Origin of the sequence: Clostridium sp. (assembly GCF_036781005.1) — a bacterium.
In the GTDB taxonomy this organism is placed as follows: domain Bacteria; phylum Bacillota; class Clostridia; order Clostridiales; family Clostridiaceae; genus Clostridium_B.
This window is the reverse complement of sequence record NZ_DAIQBT010000006.1, coordinates 45,515-65,624: the sequence shown is the minus strand read 5'-3', so window position 1 is coordinate 65,624 and position 20,110 is coordinate 45,515. Positions and strand designations below refer to the sequence as shown.

The 20,110-nt window shown below is 28.3% G+C and carries 18 protein-coding genes; 5 read left to right on the top strand and 13 right to left on the bottom strand.

Features of this window, described 5'->3' with window-relative positions; genetic code table 11:
• Nucleotides 1–246: 246 nt before the first annotated feature.
• The 3 genes from V7Q02_RS03780 to V7Q02_RS03770 form a co-directional block, all read right to left on the bottom strand.
• Nucleotides 247–483, bottom strand: a complete 237-nt coding sequence (locus tag V7Q02_RS03780) for a Veg family protein (protein ID WP_333859646.1) — start codon at nucleotides 481–483, stop codon at nucleotides 247–249.
• Nucleotides 484–687: 204 nt separating this feature from the next.
• Complete coding sequence (yabG, locus tag V7Q02_RS03775) at nucleotides 688–1,575, bottom strand: sporulation peptidase YabG (RefSeq protein WP_333859645.1); 888 nt, start codon at nucleotides 1,573–1,575, stop codon at nucleotides 688–690.
• Nucleotides 1,576–1,696: 121 nt separating this feature from the next.
• Nucleotides 1,697–2,704, bottom strand: coding sequence for a CotS family spore coat protein (locus tag V7Q02_RS03770; RefSeq protein ID WP_333859644.1), 1,008 nt, complete (start codon nucleotides 2,702–2,704; stop codon nucleotides 1,697–1,699).
• Nucleotides 2,705–2,817: 113 nt separating this feature from the next.
• On the opposite strand from V7Q02_RS03770, the gene V7Q02_RS03765 reads away from it, so the two are divergent.
• On the top strand, nucleotides 2,818–3,945 hold the full coding sequence (locus tag V7Q02_RS03765; protein WP_333859642.1) for a glycosyltransferase family 4 protein: 1,128 nt from the start codon (nucleotides 2,818–2,820) through the stop codon (nucleotides 3,943–3,945).
• A gap of 235 nt (nucleotides 3,946–4,180) precedes the next feature.
• Nucleotides 4,181–4,438 (top strand): GLUG motif-containing protein, encoded by a 258-nt coding sequence (locus V7Q02_RS03760; protein ID WP_333859705.1) that lies wholly within the window; start codon nucleotides 4,181–4,183, stop codon nucleotides 4,436–4,438.
• A gap of 103 nt (nucleotides 4,439–4,541) precedes the next feature.
• Here the strand turns inward: V7Q02_RS03760 and V7Q02_RS03755 are convergent, their stop codons facing one another.
• The 4 genes from V7Q02_RS03755 to V7Q02_RS03740 are packed head-to-tail and all read right to left on the bottom strand — an operon-like array spanning nucleotide 4,542 to nucleotide 7,612.
• On the bottom strand, nucleotides 4,542–5,588 hold the full coding sequence (locus tag V7Q02_RS03755; protein WP_442882154.1) for a CotS family spore coat protein: 1,047 nt from the start codon (nucleotides 5,586–5,588) through the stop codon (nucleotides 4,542–4,544).
• A 3-nt stretch (nucleotides 5,589–5,591) separates the two neighbouring features.
• Nucleotides 5,592–6,350 carry a spore coat protein gene (locus V7Q02_RS03750; RefSeq protein WP_333859640.1) on the bottom strand — a complete coding sequence of 253 codons (759 nt, stop codon included), beginning with the start codon at nucleotides 6,348–6,350 and terminating at the stop codon, nucleotides 5,592–5,594.
• Nucleotides 6,351–6,384: 34 nt separating this feature from the next.
• Nucleotides 6,385–6,582 (bottom strand): hypothetical protein, encoded by a 198-nt coding sequence (locus V7Q02_RS03745; RefSeq protein ID WP_333859639.1) that lies wholly within the window; start codon nucleotides 6,580–6,582, stop codon nucleotides 6,385–6,387.
• Between the two features lie 22 nt (nucleotides 6,583–6,604).
• Nucleotides 6,605–7,612 (bottom strand): CotS family spore coat protein, encoded by a 1,008-nt coding sequence (locus V7Q02_RS03740; protein ID WP_333859637.1) that lies wholly within the window; start codon nucleotides 7,610–7,612, stop codon nucleotides 6,605–6,607.
• A gap of 182 nt (nucleotides 7,613–7,794) precedes the next feature.
• Between V7Q02_RS03740 and V7Q02_RS03735 the strand changes: the two genes are divergently transcribed.
• Nucleotides 7,795–8,913 (top strand): glycosyltransferase family 4 protein, encoded by a 1,119-nt coding sequence (locus tag V7Q02_RS03735; protein WP_333859636.1) that lies wholly within the window; start codon nucleotides 7,795–7,797, stop codon nucleotides 8,911–8,913.
• A 189-nt stretch (nucleotides 8,914–9,102) separates the two neighbouring features.
• On the opposite strand, the gene V7Q02_RS03730 is transcribed toward V7Q02_RS03735, so the two are convergent.
• Both V7Q02_RS03730 and V7Q02_RS03725 read right to left on the bottom strand, forming a co-directional pair.
• Entirely contained in the window at nucleotides 9,103–10,368 is a 1,266-nt protein-coding gene (locus V7Q02_RS03730) for an ABC transporter substrate-binding protein (RefSeq protein WP_333859635.1), read from the bottom strand.
• A gap of 100 nt (nucleotides 10,369–10,468) precedes the next feature.
• Nucleotides 10,469–11,683 carry a radical SAM/SPASM domain-containing protein gene (locus tag V7Q02_RS03725; protein WP_333859633.1) on the bottom strand — a complete coding sequence of 405 codons (1,215 nt, stop codon included), beginning with the start codon at nucleotides 11,681–11,683 and terminating at the stop codon, nucleotides 10,469–10,471.
• A 205-nt stretch (nucleotides 11,684–11,888) separates the two neighbouring features.
• On the opposite strand from V7Q02_RS03725, the gene V7Q02_RS03720 reads away from it, so the two are divergent.
• Both V7Q02_RS03720 and V7Q02_RS03715 read left to right on the top strand, forming a co-directional pair.
• Nucleotides 11,889–12,500 carry a DNA-3-methyladenine glycosylase gene (locus tag V7Q02_RS03720; protein WP_333859632.1) on the top strand — a complete coding sequence of 204 codons (612 nt, stop codon included), beginning with the start codon at nucleotides 11,889–11,891 and terminating at the stop codon, nucleotides 12,498–12,500.
• A gap of 19 nt (nucleotides 12,501–12,519) precedes the next feature.
• Nucleotides 12,520–12,795: a GIY-YIG nuclease family protein gene (locus V7Q02_RS03715; RefSeq protein ID WP_333859630.1), complete on the top strand. Its 276-nt coding sequence runs from the start codon at nucleotides 12,520–12,522 to the stop codon at nucleotides 12,793–12,795.
• Nucleotides 12,796–12,839: 44 nt separating this feature from the next.
• On the opposite strand, the gene V7Q02_RS03710 is transcribed toward V7Q02_RS03715, so the two are convergent.
• The 4 genes from V7Q02_RS03710 to V7Q02_RS03695 form a co-directional block, all read right to left on the bottom strand.
• Nucleotides 12,840–13,907, bottom strand: a complete 1,068-nt coding sequence (locus V7Q02_RS03710) for a mannose-1-phosphate guanylyltransferase (RefSeq protein ID WP_333859629.1) — start codon at nucleotides 13,905–13,907, stop codon at nucleotides 12,840–12,842.
• Nucleotides 13,908–14,052: 145 nt separating this feature from the next.
• Nucleotides 14,053–18,108 carry an AAA domain-containing protein gene (locus V7Q02_RS03705; protein ID WP_333859628.1) on the bottom strand — a complete coding sequence of 1,352 codons (4,056 nt, stop codon included), beginning with the start codon at nucleotides 18,106–18,108 and terminating at the stop codon, nucleotides 14,053–14,055.
• Between the two features lie 211 nt (nucleotides 18,109–18,319).
• Nucleotides 18,320–18,928, bottom strand: coding sequence for a DedA family protein (locus V7Q02_RS03700; protein WP_333859704.1), 609 nt, complete (start codon nucleotides 18,926–18,928; stop codon nucleotides 18,320–18,322).
• Nucleotides 18,929–19,042: 114 nt separating this feature from the next.
• Complete coding sequence (locus V7Q02_RS03695) at nucleotides 19,043–20,068, bottom strand: LacI family DNA-binding transcriptional regulator (RefSeq protein WP_333859627.1); 1,026 nt, start codon at nucleotides 20,066–20,068, stop codon at nucleotides 19,043–19,045.
• Between the last annotated feature and the right edge of the window lie 42 nt (nucleotides 20,069–20,110).

Sequence of the window (20,110 nt, the reverse complement as noted above, 5' to 3'; positions counted from 1 at the left end):
TTGAAAATTCATAAACAAAAGTAGTATACAGAACAATTTTTGCTCCACATACTACTTCTAAATTAAGCTATAAAATTTAAAATACCATACGCAAATAATAACTATAAATAGCTTTGCATTGATAAAATTTATATCTGAAGATCTAATTAAATTAAATGATTATCACTGGGATAAAAAGAATAGCAACTTCACTAAATTGATTTAATAAATATGGTGAAATAAACTGGCAGTAGGTTAAATACCACTTTATACTGCGAAAACCAATTGAACTGTTTTTGTTAAAACATCTGAATAACTATATGTCACTTTCCTTTGGGTGTCATTTTCTAACCTTATTACAAATATGCTAGGATAAGCTTTTTCTATTATTCCTTTATTTATAAAAACTTTTCGCCTACCTCCATTTGCCTTTAAGGTTACCTTATCTCCTACATGATTTTCTATATTCTCTCTTATAGAAGCTAATACGTTCGAACCATCCATTCCAAACACCCTCTTTCTACAACTTATATTATACACTTTAAAAGTATTTATGTCAACTAAACACTTTAGTATATCCTTAATAAATTACTTTGTCAATATTAAATCTTTGTTAACAGACTCAACTTGCCTTTATTTATATTATTGTATATGATTATTTCTTTAAGTACCTCATATATACAATAATATTTACAATTTTTATAATTTTTATACATATGGTGATTTGGGAAATCCTTCTCTATATTTCCCTCTTGTTTGCAGCCCTCCTATGCCGTTAGTTCTTGTTATGGTATTTTGTAGGGCTTCTTGAATTGATACAACTTTTTCTATATTAGTATAAGCTATTTTTTCACACAAAAACACTGGATCCAAACAATGTATAAGTACCCTGCTGGGTGAACTCGCAAAATTTGCACCTGAATCTAAAATTTTTTCATAACAAGACTGACAAGCTCCTGCAAATATTACCAAATCATCATAGTTAGATTTATAATTTCTGAGTTCCGATACTGTTTGAACAAAATATTTGGAATTTTTATAATTGTTTAAATCCATGTAATCCTGGGTATCTTTTACTATGGCATCATGTCCCGTAATAACAATTATATCAGGTTTAACTTCCTTTACCAATTCTATAACCTTTATAGGCTGTTCCTTTTCTACTATATTTTTACCAACCACATCTAATAAAAGTTGTTTATATACCTTGATACATACATCCAAATATTCTGCATCTCCATCTATATGAAGAATCTTACCAGGTCTTCCAAAAGCCAGTTCATTTTTAGAGTTATGGGATGCAAATTTTGTTACACTGTATTCCTGTCTAAAATTACTCCTATATCTAAATCCACCTCTATTCATTAAAATATTTTTAATTGATTCATTCACTTGTTTATTAAACACTCTCTCTTCCTCCGTAAGGGTATTTTCAGGAATAATTTCTAAGTCATCCTCCTTTGAATCTGCAATTATCCTTAAATTTATTCCTTTTAAACCATATATAACACCTTCTTTAGTATGTTTTACATCTATTATTTTAAAAGTTATATCTTTATTATAGGATTTTCTTACTACCACATCACCTATTTTCATATTACATACATCCCCATATATAAGAGTCACTATATATATTATGATTACATGCCATTTTAAGTGCAAAAAATAAGGCCTATACTGGATTAATTTAAAACCCAGATATAGACTATTTTTAAGTTCAGATATTTTTTTCACTATAAACTTCTTTAAATTTTTTAATAAAGTCAATATATTTCTCCTGTTCAGCTATTAATTCTTCCAATTTTTTATTGAAAGTATTTGTTGGCCAGTTTACCTCATTGTAATAATATCTATTTGCCAGTCTCCAAAAACGCTGAGGGAATAATAAGAAAGCATATATGACTTTATACTCTTCTTCTTTAATGGGACTAACTTCGTTATATGAATCAATAATCAGCCGTGCATTTTCTATATTCCAATTAGAGCGTTTTAAAACTTTAATCATGAAAGAAGAAATATCATAAGAACGTAATTCCCTTTTACAATAATCAAAATCTATTACATTAAATGTTTCTCCTTCATCTACTACTATATTATGGTAAGTAAAATCATGGTGGCAGAATCCTTTTTCCTCTTCAGCAATACTGCATAACTCATCATATTTTGAATCTCGTAACACCTCAATGGCCCTTTTACCAAAATCCTTATAAAATTTAACCACTTTCATGTAATTTAAATCAAAATTTCCTTTATTATTTTTTTTTCTTCCCATATCTCTCATCTTATCTAAAGCTTTAACTCTCTTTTCCATAAGATGATGCCATCTTCCAAGATCAGTCTTTAATTTACTATTTTCCGGTGGTTCATATCCCTTAGAAGCTATATGCATTTTTGCCAAACACTTAGCAGCGTTTATAATATCTTCTTTATTTTTAAAATCACATTCTCTTCCTTTAATCCATTCTGACAATGTATATATATCTTCATTAATAATAGCATATGGATTTCCTTCTATGTTAATAGAATATTTATCCACTTGTGAAAATCCATTTTTTATAAGATGTTCTTTTGCCCCATAAACAAACAAAAGTTTTTGAGTTCCATAGTTTATTTTTTTAAGGCATTTCATTCCTATATCCGTTTTTAACAGATATACTCCTCTACTTGGCTTTATATTTTCAATTTTTACATCAAATTGTCTTTCTATTTCAAATTCTCGCATCATACTAATCACCCCTATATATTTATATGAACTCCCAAATTAATTTAGAAGAACATTAACATTTTTAAGTTTAAATTAATATAATAAACTATATTAATTTAGAGAGGAACAATTATATGAAAATAGGCATTGATGGACGTGCCGCCAAATGGTACAGAGGCACTGGTATAGGAACTTATACTTATCAATTAATAAAATGTTTAAATAATATTGATAGTATAAATAATTATTTACTTTTCATGCCTGAAAGCTTTAAAAATGATATATACCTAAAAAAAAATTTTAAATTAGACAATGCCCCACAAAATGATAAGGTTAATTTCTGGGAAGAAATTATTATACCTAATATAATAAAAAGTAATAAGATAGATTTATATCATGTTCCTCAAAATGGGGTAGGACTTCCTATTGATAAAAATTGTAGATTTATAATAACACTCCACGATGTAATTCCCTATAGAATGCCTGAAACTGTAAGTAACAGATATCTTAAAATTTTCTCAGAATATATACCTAAGATAGTGCCTCTATGCGATGGCATTATTACAGTTTCTAATTTTTCCAAAAAAGACATAGTTAAATCTTTCAACTTTCCCGAAGATAAAATATATGTTACTCATTTAGCTAGTGAAGAAATATATAAACCTATGGATAAAAGAATAAGCAACTATGTGGCTAAAAAATACTATTCTATAACTGAGGATTATGTACTTTATGTGGGTGGATTTAGTCCCCGTAAAAATATATTAGGCCTTATAGACAGCTTTAATAAGCTTATAACTTTATATAAAAAACCTTTATCATTAGTAATAGCCGGAAAAAGAGGAGAATCCTATACTACTTATAAGAAACATAGTGAAAAACTAAATATATCCGACAAAGTCTTATTTCCTGGTTTTATCTCAATAGAGCATCTCCCTTATATATATAATGCAGCTAAATTATTTGTATATCCTTCCTTTTATGAAGGATTTGGACTTCCCCCCATAGAAGCAATGGCCTGTGGAATACCTGTAATAACTTCAAATAATACATCTCTTCCTGAAGTTGTGGGTAAAGGTGCCCTGCTTATAGATCCTCTAAATAGAGATGATTTATGTGAAGCCATGTTGAAAGTGCTTTCAGATAATAACCTTAAAAATAAGCTCATATGTTCCGGCCTAAAGAGAGCTTCTGAATTAAATTGGAAAAAAACTATAAGAAACACTATAAACATATATAACAAAATTATGAATATAAAATAATGTTATAGAATTCTGAAATTCATTTTGTTTTTCAGAATTCTATTATTGAAAAACTATACATTGATATATGTTTTTGCTTGGAAGAAAGAATTGCCCGGGAGGTACAAAATGAAAATAAACAGCTACTAATAAGCAAAGGAGAAACTTTTATCTCCAATAACTTATATGGTATAGGACGAACTTCTTATCCAAACAGGTGAAGATATGCCTACTCCAGTTATAGACTGTTCAGCCAATACTACTTGTCAGCATATCAGAAAACACAACTTGTGTAGGCGGCCTTGTAGGTGGAAGTAGAGAAAGTTCCACTGATCCTGTTCCTTCTTCTTTTACAATTAAAAATTGTACCACTACCGGCACTATCATCGGAGGTTTTCAATCAGTAGGAAGCATTACAGGGCACGCCTACAATTCTACGGTAGAAAATTGTACTAGCACCATGACATGGAATTCTGGTATTCTGGAGCAGATTGGAATTTCAGAAACAATATAAATAAAAAATCAAGCTGTATAAAAAAATTTAAATCAATCAAAAATATACCCATTAAAATAAGGTCTTACACTTAATTATATGGGTGTATTTTTTATTTTATGGATTAACTCAAAACTTTATTTTTGAATTCCTCTAAAAATTCTTTCCTATCTTCTTTATATCTAATTTTTCTTTTTAATCTATCTAAAAATATTTCTTCTTTCCAATCTTTTCTCTTTGTATAATAGTCTCTGGATATAGTGTAAAAATCATTAGGGAAATTTAACATAGCATACAATACTTCTAATTCCCTACTGCTTAATGTGTTCTTGTTACAGTAATTATCTATTATAAGCTTTGCCTTTTCCGTATCAAAAGCAAAACTTTTAATAACTTTATTTATAAAATTACATAAATCATGTACTTTCAAGTCTATAATAGCATAATCAAAATCTACAAAATAAGCTTCATTATTATTTATTAATATGTTATGGTAAGCCAAATCATGATGACATACTACTATTTTATCCTCTTCACTACATAACTTATAATAATAAGATTCTTCAAGCATACTTTCACTCTTTTTTATTTGTTCTATATAATAATCGGAGTTTTTTATAAATATCTCATCAAATTCCGTTTTCTTTTCATGTATATTAGCTATATTCCTGAAAAATTCCATCTCTTGAATTCTCCGATTAAAAGTGTCAATAAGTTTTCCATTATTATATTTATTTTGTATATTGGTTTTAAAGCCTTCAGATGCAAGATGAAATTCTCCGAGTCCCTCAGCTGCTATACTTAAGTCTACAGGATTGCTAAAATTACACTCTCTGCCATAGACTACATCCATTATACAATACATATCTCCATTCCATATAGTATATATATATCCTTCTTTATTTTCCACAAAGTTAACTACTCTTGGAAATTTACTTCTTACATAAGTTAAAAGTTCATTTATAAAATTCAATTCATCTAAGGTATACTCTAGTTTCTTAAATATTTTTTTACCTTTATTCGAAGAAACCATATAAACTTTTCTGATAGGTATAATATCATAAACTTTTAAATCAAATCTATCAAAAAGTTCTACACATAGATCATATTCCGTTAAATATTTTTTTTCACCATATCTATCAATCAATCTAAAAGCCCCCCCATTAACCATTATTTAAATTAAACTTTCTCCATCCTCTTTGATGGATTTATCTAATCTAAGTAAATATTCCTCTTCCGTCCAATTTTTCGTATTATATCTATATCTACTGCAGCATTTCATGAATTGATAAGGATAGGATACTATAGATAACACAAATTGCAAACTATTATCATCTAAAGATTCCTCCTTACAAAAACTTTTTATAAGTTCACTAAAATTTACATCTATACCCTTTCTTTTTATCTTATTAAGAAAATATACTAAATCCATTTCAACCATATTATAGCAGCAATCTTTTATATTTATTACTTGTAGTTCTTTTACCTTCCTAAAATTATCAAAATAAATATCTGTAAGACACATTTCCACTCTGTTCATACTTCTAAGTATCAGATTTATATAATTATTTTCATATAAATTATTCATGCATTTTTCTGCTCTTATTAAATACCCTTCTCCTACTTTATTTAATTTTTCTTCAAAATTGTTCCTATTTCTGTAACCAGCTATCTGCTTCAAATACTTTTTTAATTTCCTTATATATATCTTATAACGTTCTACTGTCCTTCCTATATTGTTGTCTAGTCGCTTATTCATAATCCCTGTATAACCTAAAGTTCTCTTATGAAATTCACTTATTATTGATATTTGCTCTTTTATCCTATCTAAAGTGACCTCTTGTCTTAAATTCCTATTAAATTGCTTTACTACATATATCCCTTTTGATTTTAAGTATTCTACAAAACACAGTTCAACATTGTCACTATACACCTTTAACCCACCTCACCCTCACAATGTCACTATTTCACCTATGCTTCTTCTTCATTTCCTTTAACATACGTCTTCTCTTTTTTTCAAGTTTGGTTACTTCTTTTTTTCTTTTATTAATTTTTTCTAAATGTTTAACAGTTTTCTTAAGGCTCTCCACTCTATTGTCATAATAACCTAGATCCTTATTTTCAATTTCTTCCTCATTTTTACGATGAGATTTTTTATGTGACATGAACAATTCCCCCTTAAAGCTTTCAATTATATTTTAAATTTCTAAATTCATCTATAAATTCTGATTTTTCTTCTTTATCCTTAATTATTTTCCTTAATTTTTTCATAAAGAAATCTTCTCCCCAGGGTTGCTTTTCCATATAATACTGTATTCCAAGCTGCCAAAAATCCTGGGGAAATTCTATAAAAGCAGCCATAATTGCTATATCATCTTTTTTTACATCATTTATGGAATTATAGGTATCCATAATAAAAAGCGCATTATTCATATTCCATCTTCCATTTTTCATTCTCCTTAAAAGCAAACTTGATAGGTCATGCAGATGAGTATCTAATATACAATAATCAAAATCTATTATATTGACCTCTCCTTTAGCATCTATTAAAATATTATGATTTGCATAATCATGGTGACAGAACCCCATATTTTTTATTTCTTCTTTCATATTTTCTATATAGTTTGTTTTATTCAAATTATTTATAGATTTTTCCGCCAATTGTATTTCTCCATCAATATGATTTAAATACACTGTATCAAATTCTGATTTAAGTTCTTTTTCAAGTATTGCTTTTTTAAAGTTTGCCATTTCCCTCTGACGATGCTTAAATGTATCTATCCATTTAAACCATCCTACCCTTGGGTTCATATCTTTAGTAACTTTAAAATCACAACTTTTTTTATGCAATTCTCCTAGTTTAGAACTGGCCACTAAAATATCTAAAGGATTATCATAATTACACTCTCTACAGATAATCCATTCACACAAATAAGCATAGGAATTTTCTATTTTTATATAATCTTTTTCATCCTTAGTCTTAATCATTTTAGGTATACTTCTGAATCTTTTATTTTGGAGATGCTTTATAGCAGAAATTATAAATAAGAAATGTCCATAATCATAATCTATTACTTTTAAACAATATTCGCTGCGGCTGGTATGGATTCTATATATACTTTTTATTTTTTCTATGAATTTAACATGAAGATCATAAGCATCTTCAACACACTCTCGAACTTTTAATATATCCAAAAGCTTTTCCTCCAAAAATTATTATATATGTAGTATATGAATAATCATATATGTATGTGATAAAAGAAGTTTACCCCAGTCTCAATCCAAAAGTTATGGTCACCTTTTTATAGTAATGTTAATAATATATAATATAACAATCTCAATTACTTTAAAGTTACTGGAATGTGGAGGTATGAATAATGAAAATTGCCATAGACGCAAGGGGAGCTAACTGGTATAACGGTACCGGTATAGGAACTTATACCAGTAAAATATTAAAATATATAATAAGAAATCACAAAGAAAATTTTTATCACATATACTGGTCAGGTAGTAATTACAACAAACTTCAGCAACAAAATACCAAAATAATAATGACCTCTAAAAGGCAACATAGATTTTTTGAGCAATACTACTTTCCAGTAAATTTAAGAAAAGAAAATATAGATATATACCATATTCCTCAAAACGGTATTGGCATATCCGAAAACATAGGATGTAAGAAAATAGTCACCATCCATGACTTGATACCTTATATACTTCCTGAAACAGTAGGAAAAGGATATCTATTTAAATTTTTAAAGGAAATACCTAAAATTATCAATTCATCTGACGGAATAATAACTGTTTCTAATTGTTCAAAAAGAGATATTTTGAAATTTTTTCCTATAAAAGAGGATAAAATATTTGTAACTCCTTTAGCTGCAGATAAAAAATACAAACCCCTAGATAAAGATAAATGTAAATATAAAATACATGCCAATTATAATATAGAGAATCCATTTATTCTGTATATAGGAGGTTTTAGCCCCAGAAAAAATGTGTCTTCATTAATTACTGCTTTCTCTAAAATTCATAAAAAATTAGATAAGAATTACGATTTAATAATTGTAGGTTCCAATAAGGACGATTCTGATATATTAAAGAATTTAAGCATAGATTTGAACATAGATAAAAATATTAAATTTACAGGATTCGTAGAAGAAAAAATGATGCCTATTTTTTACAATGCCTGTGATATATTCATATATCCATCTTTATATGAAGGTTTTGGACTCCCTCCTCTTGAAGCTATGAGCTGTGGCACTCCCGTAATAGCTTCTAATATTTCATCTATTCCAGAGGTAGTAGGAGATGGTGGAATTCTTATAAACCCCTGTGACATGGAAAACTTTATGTATTCTATAGAAGCATTGATAAATGACATCAACATAAGAGAAGACTTAAGTTCAAAAGCTTTAAAACAAGCAAATAACTTTTCTTGGGAAAAAACAGCTGAAAAAACCATTGAAATTTATAAAAAAGTTTTAGAAAGTTAAAAAATTTAACTTAAATATAAAAACTATTTAATATAAGCAAAAGCCCTTTAACTACTTACGCTCCTAGTTAAAAGGCTTTACTTATATGTTAAAATTCCCCACATGATTAATCCCTGTATACATTATATCTTAAATTCGAGATTTTGTAAACGTTTTATGGTATTTATTTTTAAAATAATTCTATAAATTCTATTTATGTTTTAAGGAATTTTCTATGGTTTCAACTATAGTTTTAAAATCCTGAATTTTCATATTATAGCTAGTTAAAGTATTCTTTGTTGTTTCTCTTACTTTAGGGAAATTTTTAGTATAGTTTATATTAAAAGCTCCTGTTTCTACACTAGCAAATAGATTCCATACTTCACTATTAAAATAAGAGATATTTTTATTAAAATTTATAAAATTATATGCACTCATATTTACTGGAAACCTGCCATAATCATTTAACAAGTTCATTTGCAATTTATCATCTGTAATCGTAAATTTTACAAATTCCTGTACTAAATTAAATGATGATGTATTCTTATTTATGAATAAATTTATTCCACCCAAAGATACATCTCTATTTCCACCAGATTCAAAAGCTGGTAACTTTATCACTCCCCATTTACCCGAATCCTTGGAATATTTCATTAAGTTTACGACATAAGCAGGATCTCCTATAAATGATACTATTTCATCGGCCTGTGCTTTAGCCACAATTTTATTTTCAGAATTAAAATCTTTAAGTAGTCCTTCCTTATATAAAATATTAACTATTTCAATTAGCCTATTCCAACTTGAAGATTGAAAATCCAACTCTCCTTTTTCATTAAAATAGCCAGTCCCTAATTGATTGGCAAGTAATAAATATATATCACTATTGCCGCCTAAAGTATTAGCTATAAATATCTTCTTTGTATTCTTATTTATCTTTCTACCTGCCTCTATATAATCACTCCAGGTTTTTATAGTTTCCGCATTTATACCTTGTTCTGAAAATATGTCCTTTCTATATATTAAAGCTCTAGGATGAGTATCCCAAGGAACAGCATATATTCTTCCTTTTATGCTATTATTATTAATTTTATTACTTAAGAGTACACTTTTATATGGATTAATTATATTCGTAACTTCCAAAAATTTACCTGGATTTTCAGAGAGTACATGTTTTACATAACTATCATCTATTGTTATTATATCTGCATCATATTGAGAATCATTTAGTATAGATTTAACGTTATTATTTACATCATTTAATACTTTAATATCTACATTAACCTTTTCATGCAATAATTTAAATTTATCTGCAGCCAATTTAAACTGTGATTTATGAATTTCATCAGTAACAATCCTAATATTTCCTTTTAATACTTGTTTATTTGTTTCTCCATTTTTTCTTTGAATGGTGAAAAATACCATAACTATAATAACTAATAGTATTAAAAATAACACTATTTTCCTGTATATTTTCATAATAATTCTCCTATTATCTATAACTTAATATATATGTTTTATACTAACAAATATAATTTTATCTTTCAATATGTTATCTGGAATATATGCCTAAATATACTTACCACTTAGACATATCATAATTACCTTTAGGCTTAAAGCTTTCTTCCCATGCTTTTTTTGCATGAGTTTGTCTATGTTTAATTTCTCTAAAAAAATTTGAATTACACACATCCTCAAGCTTTTTTCCCTTTAAATTGTCTACTGAAAAATGTGCAAGTATGCAAGGCTCCACATCTTCTTTAGAACTTATATGACAATAATACTTTCCTGCAATACATCCCTCTGCATAAGGTACATCATTAAAAAGATCTATAGCAAAATAAGGCTTTGTACTTCTTATTTCTCTTATTCTCTCGCCTAAATATATTCTTTGCTTTGGAGTAAGCATTAAATCTACATCAGGTTCTCTACCTACTGGCATAAATATGAAATACCATCCCATCTTTGCTCCTTTTTGTGTAATCATATCTATGAATTCATTCGATGTAACCTTATTTATATTATATATACTAACGGCAGTAGATACTCCAAATAAAACTCCTCTTTCTTTTAAAAGTTCCATAGCATTCATAACTGAATTGAATATGCCTTTCCCTCTTCTCCTATCAGTTTCCTCTTGAAACCCTTCAACAGAAAACATAGGGAAAACATTCCCAAGCTTTTCTATTTTATCTGCTAATTTTTCATCAAAAAGTGTGCCATTTGAAAAGGGTACAAATATACAATCATTATATTTTTCATACACATTCAACATGTAATGATTTATAAAAGGTTCTCCCCCAAGAATCACAAAAAAGTAAACTCCAAGTTCTCTAGCTTCTCTAATAATTCTATCCACCTCTTTTTCTGAAATGTCATCTTCTTTACTGTAACTTTCAGTATAACATCCCTTACATTTTAAATTACATCTCATGGATGGACTTATAAGAATTGTAAAGGGTATTTTTACATTTCTCTCATTTAAAATTTTCTTTCTTTTTGGCATTCCATACCATACTGCATTTCCCAAAAAGTTAGCAAAAAGCTTATTTCTACATTTTTTGTTTGAATCCCTTATAATATTTATCACAAGTTCATGAATTGCAGGATTAGTTTTATATAACTTTTCTACTTCTTTAATTTTACTTAAATTATCTTTATCTTTCTTTATTGCTTTTTTTATAAGAGTAAATAACCTATAAATATTTTCTTCAGGATTTTTATTAAGTAATTCTATGCCTGTCTTAATTAAAGTATCTTTAACCTTTTTCTCAAAAATTTCAGTGGTTTTCATATGCTATTCCTCCCAATTATTTTGTAAAACTAGTTCCATTTAATATTTATCTGATATTTGATATATATTCGATAAACTAGTTTTTATTCTATCTCACTAGGTATTTACATATTAACCACATATTCAATTATTAATGAAATTTGACAAAATATCTTATTCATATATAATTATTATTAAATTTAAATATTAAAGGATTGTGTTACTTTTGAAAAAATTACTGCGAAATTTTTATAATAGAGATACAGTATCTATAGCCAAAAATCTTCTGGGAAAAATATTGGTTCATGAGATAAACGGTAAACAATTATCTGGAAGAATAGTTGAAACAGAAGCTTATAAGGGAATTAAGGATAAAGCTGCCCATTCTTATATGAATAGGCGTACAAAACGAACAGAAGTGATGTACGGTCCCTGTGGTTTTTCATATGTATTTATGATATATGGTATGTATCATTGCTTTAACGTTGTGACTGAGGCTGAAGGCATACCTGAAGCAGTACTTATAAGAGCCATAGAACCTGTTCATTGTATAGATGAAATATCTTTTAACAGATATAAAAAGAAATTTGAACATTTAAACAAAAATCAAATAAAAAACTTGACCAATGGCCCTGGTAAACTATGTAAAGCATTACTCATAGATAAGGAACAAAACAAAAAAGATCTCTGTAACAGTGACCTCTATATTATAGAAGATGATTTTACAAGTTTCAAAATAAAAAGCGCAAAAAGAATAGGTATAGATTATGCAGCAGATGCAGCAGATTATCTCTGGAGATTTTATATAGAAAACAATTCTTATGTATCTGTAAAGTAATTTTGGGAAAGTGGATTATATGGAATACGTTTATATAGTAAAATGCAATGATGGAACATTATATACAGGCTATACTAATAATTTGGAAAAAAGAATACGTGCTCATAACAACAAAAAAGGAGCCAAATACACTAAAGGCAGGCTCCCTGTAAAGCTTGTATATTTTGAAAAATATAATTCCAAAAAAGAAGCTCTGCACAGAGAATACATTATAAAAAAAATGACCAGAACAAATAAATTGGAATTAATTAAATCATTTGAGAACTATACTAAAAGTATATTTAAATTTCAATAAACATATATAATTGTTAAACTGTGGAATATATATTTTCAACTTCACTATAAATATTTTTTCAAATTATTTTTCTTTTTTAAAATATCCACCAGATATTTTATTTCTTGATCCTTATTTTTATCCATTATCAAAAGCACATCCTGACAATCTACTACTATTAAATCTTTTACTCCGAATACTATGATAAGCTTATCCTCACCATATACAGTACAACTCTCACTAGCTTCCAATACTGCATTACCCTTTACATTATTGCCATTAAAATCTTTCAAAAATCTTCCTAAAGCATTAAAAGTTCCTATATCATCCCATAAGAACTCACATTTAATTACATAAGCCTTTCTAGTTTTCTGCATCACTCCAAAATCCACAGATATTCCATCTATAGAACTATATTGTTCTTTTATAATCCTTTCTTCTTCTTCTGTGTCCAGACCTTTATATATGGAAAGCATACTTCTATACATTTTAGGAAGGTATTTCTGCATTTCTCTTAAAAACACATCTGCCCTCCATACAAATATACCACTATTCCACAAATAAGTGCCTTTAAATATCAAGTCCTTTGCAACTTCTAAGTTAGGTTTTTCTAAAAATCTTTCCACTTTGAAGGTAGCAATCCTAGCATTTATCCTTTCTCCCATATTTATATAACCATATCCTGTCTCAGGTCTTGAAGGTTTAATTCCCATAGTTACAAGACCCTTTCTTCTTTCTGCTATTTCCACTGCTTGAAAAATAGTATCTATAAATAATTTTTCATTTTCTATATAATGATCCGACGGCAAAATTATCATAGTAGCAGTAGGATCTTTTTTCAATAATTTTACTGCAGAAAATCCTATACACGTAGCGGTTTCCTTGTTTTCTGGTTCTGCAAATATATTTCTTTCGTTTATATCTGGAAGTTCTTCTTGAACTTTATCTATATATTCTTTATTAGTAATTATATATATATTTCTCTCATTAACCAAAGGCTTAATCCTATCTACCGTATTTCTTAAAAAGCTCTTATTATTTATAATCTTTAAAAACTGTTTAGGATTTTTAGCCCTTGATAATGGAAACAATCTTGTTCCTTTACCACCTGCAAGAATTAGTGCATATAACAATAACTTCACTCCAAAAATGCTTGCTATGCTTTATAATATGTATAGGTAGTTATAAATGTGAAATTTAATATAGTGTTCAAAGGTTCAGATGGAGAAAGGAATTCCCTACAAGAAATTCCTTTCTCCATCTGAACCTCGTAAAAATCTAAACCACTCTAAGATTTTTAGCATCAACCTCTTCCATCTTATATTGTTCTATTCCTGCATCACTTAATTTTTCCCATAACTTACTCATTACCCTTTCTGGGTCATAATAAAATTCACTTCCTCTTATTCTATAAAATATCCATCCCACTCTCTCTAAATCTAACTGTCTTTCTACACTTTCTTTCCAATTATACTTCTCTGAATACATATCTCCATCACATATAATAGCTACTCTATTTCTGAATCCTTCTACTATAAAATCTATTTTATATTTACCTATTTTCACCTCTGGAATTACATTATACCCTTTATTCTTTATAATATTATATATATCCTTTTGGAACCTAGACTGGAATATGCAATCCACATTCTTATTATTCACATAATATTTATCATAATTTAAACAATAATTTAAAAGACAATAACGTGCACATTCCACATTTAAATCTTCTAATTCTATAGAATAAAACAACCACATTTGATTTCTGGCTCTACTAGCTGCTACATTAAACCTCCTAATATCATTTTCTCTCATGAGAGGAGCAAACTTAACCTCATTAGATATTACCATAGACAAAAACATTATATCTCTCTCATCCCCCTGGAAAGAATAAGCATCTCCACATATGATCTTCCTTTTTATCATTTCTTCCACACCTATCTTTTCCCTTAGCATACCTTCTATCAATTGTCCCTGAGCTTCTCCAAGTAAAGATATAACTCCCATAGTCATATTCGAATATTTGCTATCATTGCAACAGGATACAACTTTATCCACTAAACACTTTGCTTCTTTTATATTGATAGGTTTTACAGGATCCCTTGTTCCATCCTTTACTCTAATGGTGTTTATCGGAGGATAAAATTTTTCATAACTCCTAGGATACCTTAAAGGTATTATCTCTCCAGAGTAACTTAGATTATTACTAAAATTTATTATTTCAGGAATACATCTAAAATGCTCTTTTAACATCAATCTACTTGGAAATACTCTGATGGCTGTATCATAAAGACTCGTTTGAAGATCAAACCATTCTTTTTGAGGTATATCTTTTAGATATTTGTCTATCAAATTATATATGTTACTTTGATCAACTCCAATAATTTCAGGACTTATTTGTTTATCATCCCCCACTATTACCGCTCTTTTGGCTCTCATAAGTGCACATAATGAAAATATGTCACTTTGACTGCTTTCATCAAATATTATTACATCAAACATATTTTTAGATAATTTTATATTTTCAATAATTCTATTTAGAGGCATAATCCATACTGGAATTACTTCTTTACACTTCTCCATTTCATTTTGGGCTATTTTTCTATATTCAGGTACCATTTTACCTCTACCCTTGCCAATTCTCTTTACCGCTTGAAGCCATGAAAATAAACTTCTTTTCTGGTTCTCAGTAGTTTGGCGTATTTCATTATACCAGGTTTTTTTAGAAACTATATCCTTTATAATTATCTTTTCCTTATTTTTTTCATCTTCTATGCTTTCTTCTAATGCTTCTGGACTTAAACTATACATATCATTTAAAAAACTGTTCCATTGATTCCATCTCCATGCTTGTTCCCAATTTTTAAATTTCTCTCCTGCTAAATTCCAATTCTTCATTATATTTTCAGCAGTATTAGGGCATACTTTACTCATTCGATTTAATAATTCATCTATTTTTGCAGATTTATTCTTTATAATACTCATTTCTTTCAATTTTGCCAAAGTCTGTTTAACCTTATCCACATTCAGATCTTCTATGGCCTTGTGAAGATTCTTCAATTTTTCTGAATTACTTATTGTCTTCTTAAAAACCTCTATATATGCCTTGACCTGATTATACTTATTTATATTTTTTATAGCTTTTACACATCTAATTAAATATTCATAAGTTTCTTTTTTATACCAATTGATATATGGAGGAACCGATATTCTTCCGAAACTATCCATAATAGGTCTTTTATGCTTTGTATTCCAATTTACAATTTCACTTAAATATTCCATATTTTTTTCAATGGAAATAAGATCCGTTTCTTTCATGTTAGCATTTATTATTTTTCCGCCATAATCTTTTATGGTGTTATTCCAAATTGCTTTCAATTCTTTAAATATTTGTTCCTGCTGCGTATAAAGCTTAACTGTCATCGCTTGGCTCATAGTTTTTAAAGGCTTACCATCTACCTTACAATTGTCTAATATATAATTATATTCCGAATGAAGCATAATAAAAAGTTTACTTATTTTCCCCCCATCGTTCAAAGAATTATATAATGCATTAAATTTTTCTATGAACTTGTCCATATTAATATCTTTAGGAATTTCCACCTTATGATTTCTTAGTTGATTTCTAATCCTGCCAAGCATTAATATATAATTATTACTTTTATATAATAAATCCTTCAGTGTTTCCCTTGTTATATTACTGGTATAATAATTATACATCATATTTCCCCACATACCCTCTTCAAAATACGAAATTCTATTCCTACCTTCTTCAATTAATTTTAATAATTTATCATAATCACACCTATCATTATAGGGTATATGCCATCCTTCCACTGTTTCAAGGCATTTTTCATATTCCATAGTTAATTGTTTGTATTCTTCTATTTTTTCACAAAACTCCTCTTCATCAGGTAATCTAGTTACTATATTTTTTATGCTGTCAAAACGGCATTTTTCAGTTTTATCCAATTCCCCTAATAAGTAAATTAATATCTCAAACTCTTTTTCTGAAATAGGTATATTTTCATTAATATCTACTTTGTCCTCTATCCAACTATACTTGTCCTTATTATCCTTTATCCACTTTGCCATATACATAGTATTATAATTTTTTCCGTTATAATTTACATTATAATTTTCCAACTTTTCTACCTGTTTAAGCTTTTCATACAAAACTTGCTGATTTTTTCTACAGTAATTTAGTTTTCGTTCCAGTATTTTAATATCATCATACATTGCTTCAGGATCCTCTGATAAATTATCTGCTATTTTCCTCACAGATTCATTAAGATCATTTAAAGATGCCGCATCATTACCTAATATGCTTATACATAACGGCTTTATTTCATCAGGTATTTTTTCTGTTAATACTCTAAGTGCCCTGCTTGTCTGACTCGTTACCAATACCCTTTTTCCATAAGCAAGAAGATGACATATTAAATTTATTATAGTATGACTTTTACCAGTACCGGGAGGACCTTGTACAACTACTCCATAATTTTCGGATATACGTTTTATTATTTCTTTTTGCTCCGAATTTGCAGGCAACGGGAAAAGCAAATCTTGCCCAATATTCTTCCATTGATTTACATCTTCTTCACTATAATTTATATCTTTTTCATCTACTAAAGCTTTAATAGTCTCAGGTATTTTATATCCATTATCTATTCCTTTTATTATATTATTAATTTCCATCTCCCATAATTTCATACTATTTTTCCGTGCTAAAATAATAGCAGTATTATAAATAACCGGAAATTCTTCAAGATTGACTTTTTTCTTTGAAAACTTATTTTTATTAACTACTCCTCTAGTATCTATACTAGAAAATAGTTCTAAGAAGATATGCTCAGTTTCTATTATATTTCTGGGATCCAAATTACTGTCATTCACCCTATCCTCAAGTTTAAAAATATTAGCTACATCACATTGCTTTAAATCTTCAAATAAAAAAGTTTCAAGAACCGTTTTGCCAGAAGGAATTAACATAAAACTTCCTTTTACCTTATTAAACTCTATTTTCATTCTAGTTGTTAAAACTGGATAAATGATCTTATCATTTTCTAATTTCCATACTATTAGTCCGTTGCCAAAAACTATCTCAAAATTCTCTCCATTTTTCTCACTTTCTTGGTATAAACTAAAAAATTCTTTGTACAGCTTATTATCTTTATTTATTTCTACCCAAGAATCATTGCTAGCTGTATGACAAAAATCTTCTTCCCAATATAACTTATCATAATCATAAATATTCTTTATGCATTTTTGATTCAGTTCCTTTAAATTTAACAAGTAATAAAATATTCTTTTTACCTTATCCCTATAATTCATAATTCCCCTCCTATAATGGCAACCAATAATTATATTTACTTTTATGTTAAATTATACCATGAAATAGAAAAAATTTCAAAAAATTCGTTAAACAAAATTCAGATATCTACGACAATATTTTTTACAATGTCTAAATATAGAAAAGACCAGTAAATTAATTACTGATCTTTCAAAATAATATTAACATTTTTAAATGGAATAATGTTAATTCCTAGGAATTTTCTGTTTGTATTTTCTTAAATATCAACTTATAAAAAATAAATGCCACTATTAAAACTACTAAGGCTATATCTGCAAAATGGAACCACTCACGTATAATAGTCCAGTTTTCTCCCATTTTATAACCGGCATATCCTAAAAGTACACTCCATATAGTAGATCCTAATAAAGTATATATAGTAAATTTCTTCACATCCATTTTACTTATACCTGCCGGAAGAGAAATAAATGTTCTAATTATAGGTAATAGTCTAGAATAAAATACTATCTTTTCTCCATACTTATTAAAATAATAATCACTCTTTTCAATATGAGATTTAGATAATCTAAGCTTATCAGCATATTTTTCAACTAGAGGTCTTCCACCTATCTTTCCAATGTAATATGCCCCTATAGACCCTACTGTTCCTCCAAGTGTTCCAAAAATTATAACCAGAATCAAATTTAACCTTCCTGTGAAACTCAAATATCCTCCAAAAGGCAATATAGCTTCACTCGGAATAGGTATACAGGCACTCTCCAGAGCCATAGCTATGAACGTACCTGCATAGCCTGTTTTGTCCAGGACAAAAATAACTGCATCAATTAGTCTTTCTACCATCATACATTCCTTTCCCACGAAAAATATGTATTTTATTTATATTCTATTATATATCATATCCCGGAATTTTTGTATTAACTTTCTATAAACAGTATTAAACAAGTTTACGTTTACTTATACAGTCCGTGTGCCATGCCGTGTACTATTTTTACAGGAGTCTCTTTCAATTAACTGATGAGGTAATATATAATTTGTATTATCCATTTTTTGATTGTTTATTAATTTTATAAGCATTCTCATACCCACAGAACCCATATCATAAATAGGTTGAGCTACAGTAGTCAATTTAGGATAAAATATAGATGCTGAGTATATATTGTCAAACCCCATGACATCTACATCTTCAGGTACTTTAATTCCCCTATCCCTTAGTGCATTTATGGCTCCCATGGCAATTTCATCACTACTGCAAAATATAGCATCCACATCTACTTTATCTAGTATTTTATTTATGCCCTCATACCCATCTTTTGCTTTCAAGTTGCCAAAATAAGTTCTGTTTTCATCCATCTGTAAATTATTTTCTTCCAGAGCCTTTTTATATCCTTTGTATCTTACTGCACTTGCATTAGCCATATCTCCACTAGCACCTATATAAGCTATTTTTTTATTTCCCTTATTTATTAAATAAGTTACTCCATCATATGCTGCCTTTTCATTATCAATAGTTACACTAGGAATATCTTCTTTATCATTTGTAGTTTCTACTAGTACCATTGGGATCTGAAGTTGTTTTATAAGATTTAACATATCTTCTTCCAATGAATTACTCATATATAATACTCCATCTGACATCTTCTCTTTTAAAACCTTTAAATATTCCATTTCCTTTTCTACATCCAAATCAGTATTACACAGCATTATATTATAATCATATATATTTGCTACATCTTCAGCTCCTCTTACAATTTCAGGATAAAATTGATTGGATATATCAGGAATTATTATTCCTATAGTTCTTGTCTTTTGAGTTTTGAGACTTCTTGCTACTATATTAGGTCTATATCCTAGTTTTTTAATAGCTGCTAAAACCTTTTTTTTAGTTTCCTCATTTACAACATCTACATCATTGAGTACTCTGGAAACCGTGGCTATAGAAACTCCTGCCTCCTTAGCAACGTCTTTAATTGATGTGGCCATTTTATCACCTACCGATTTGTTTTTTTATAATTATACTTACAA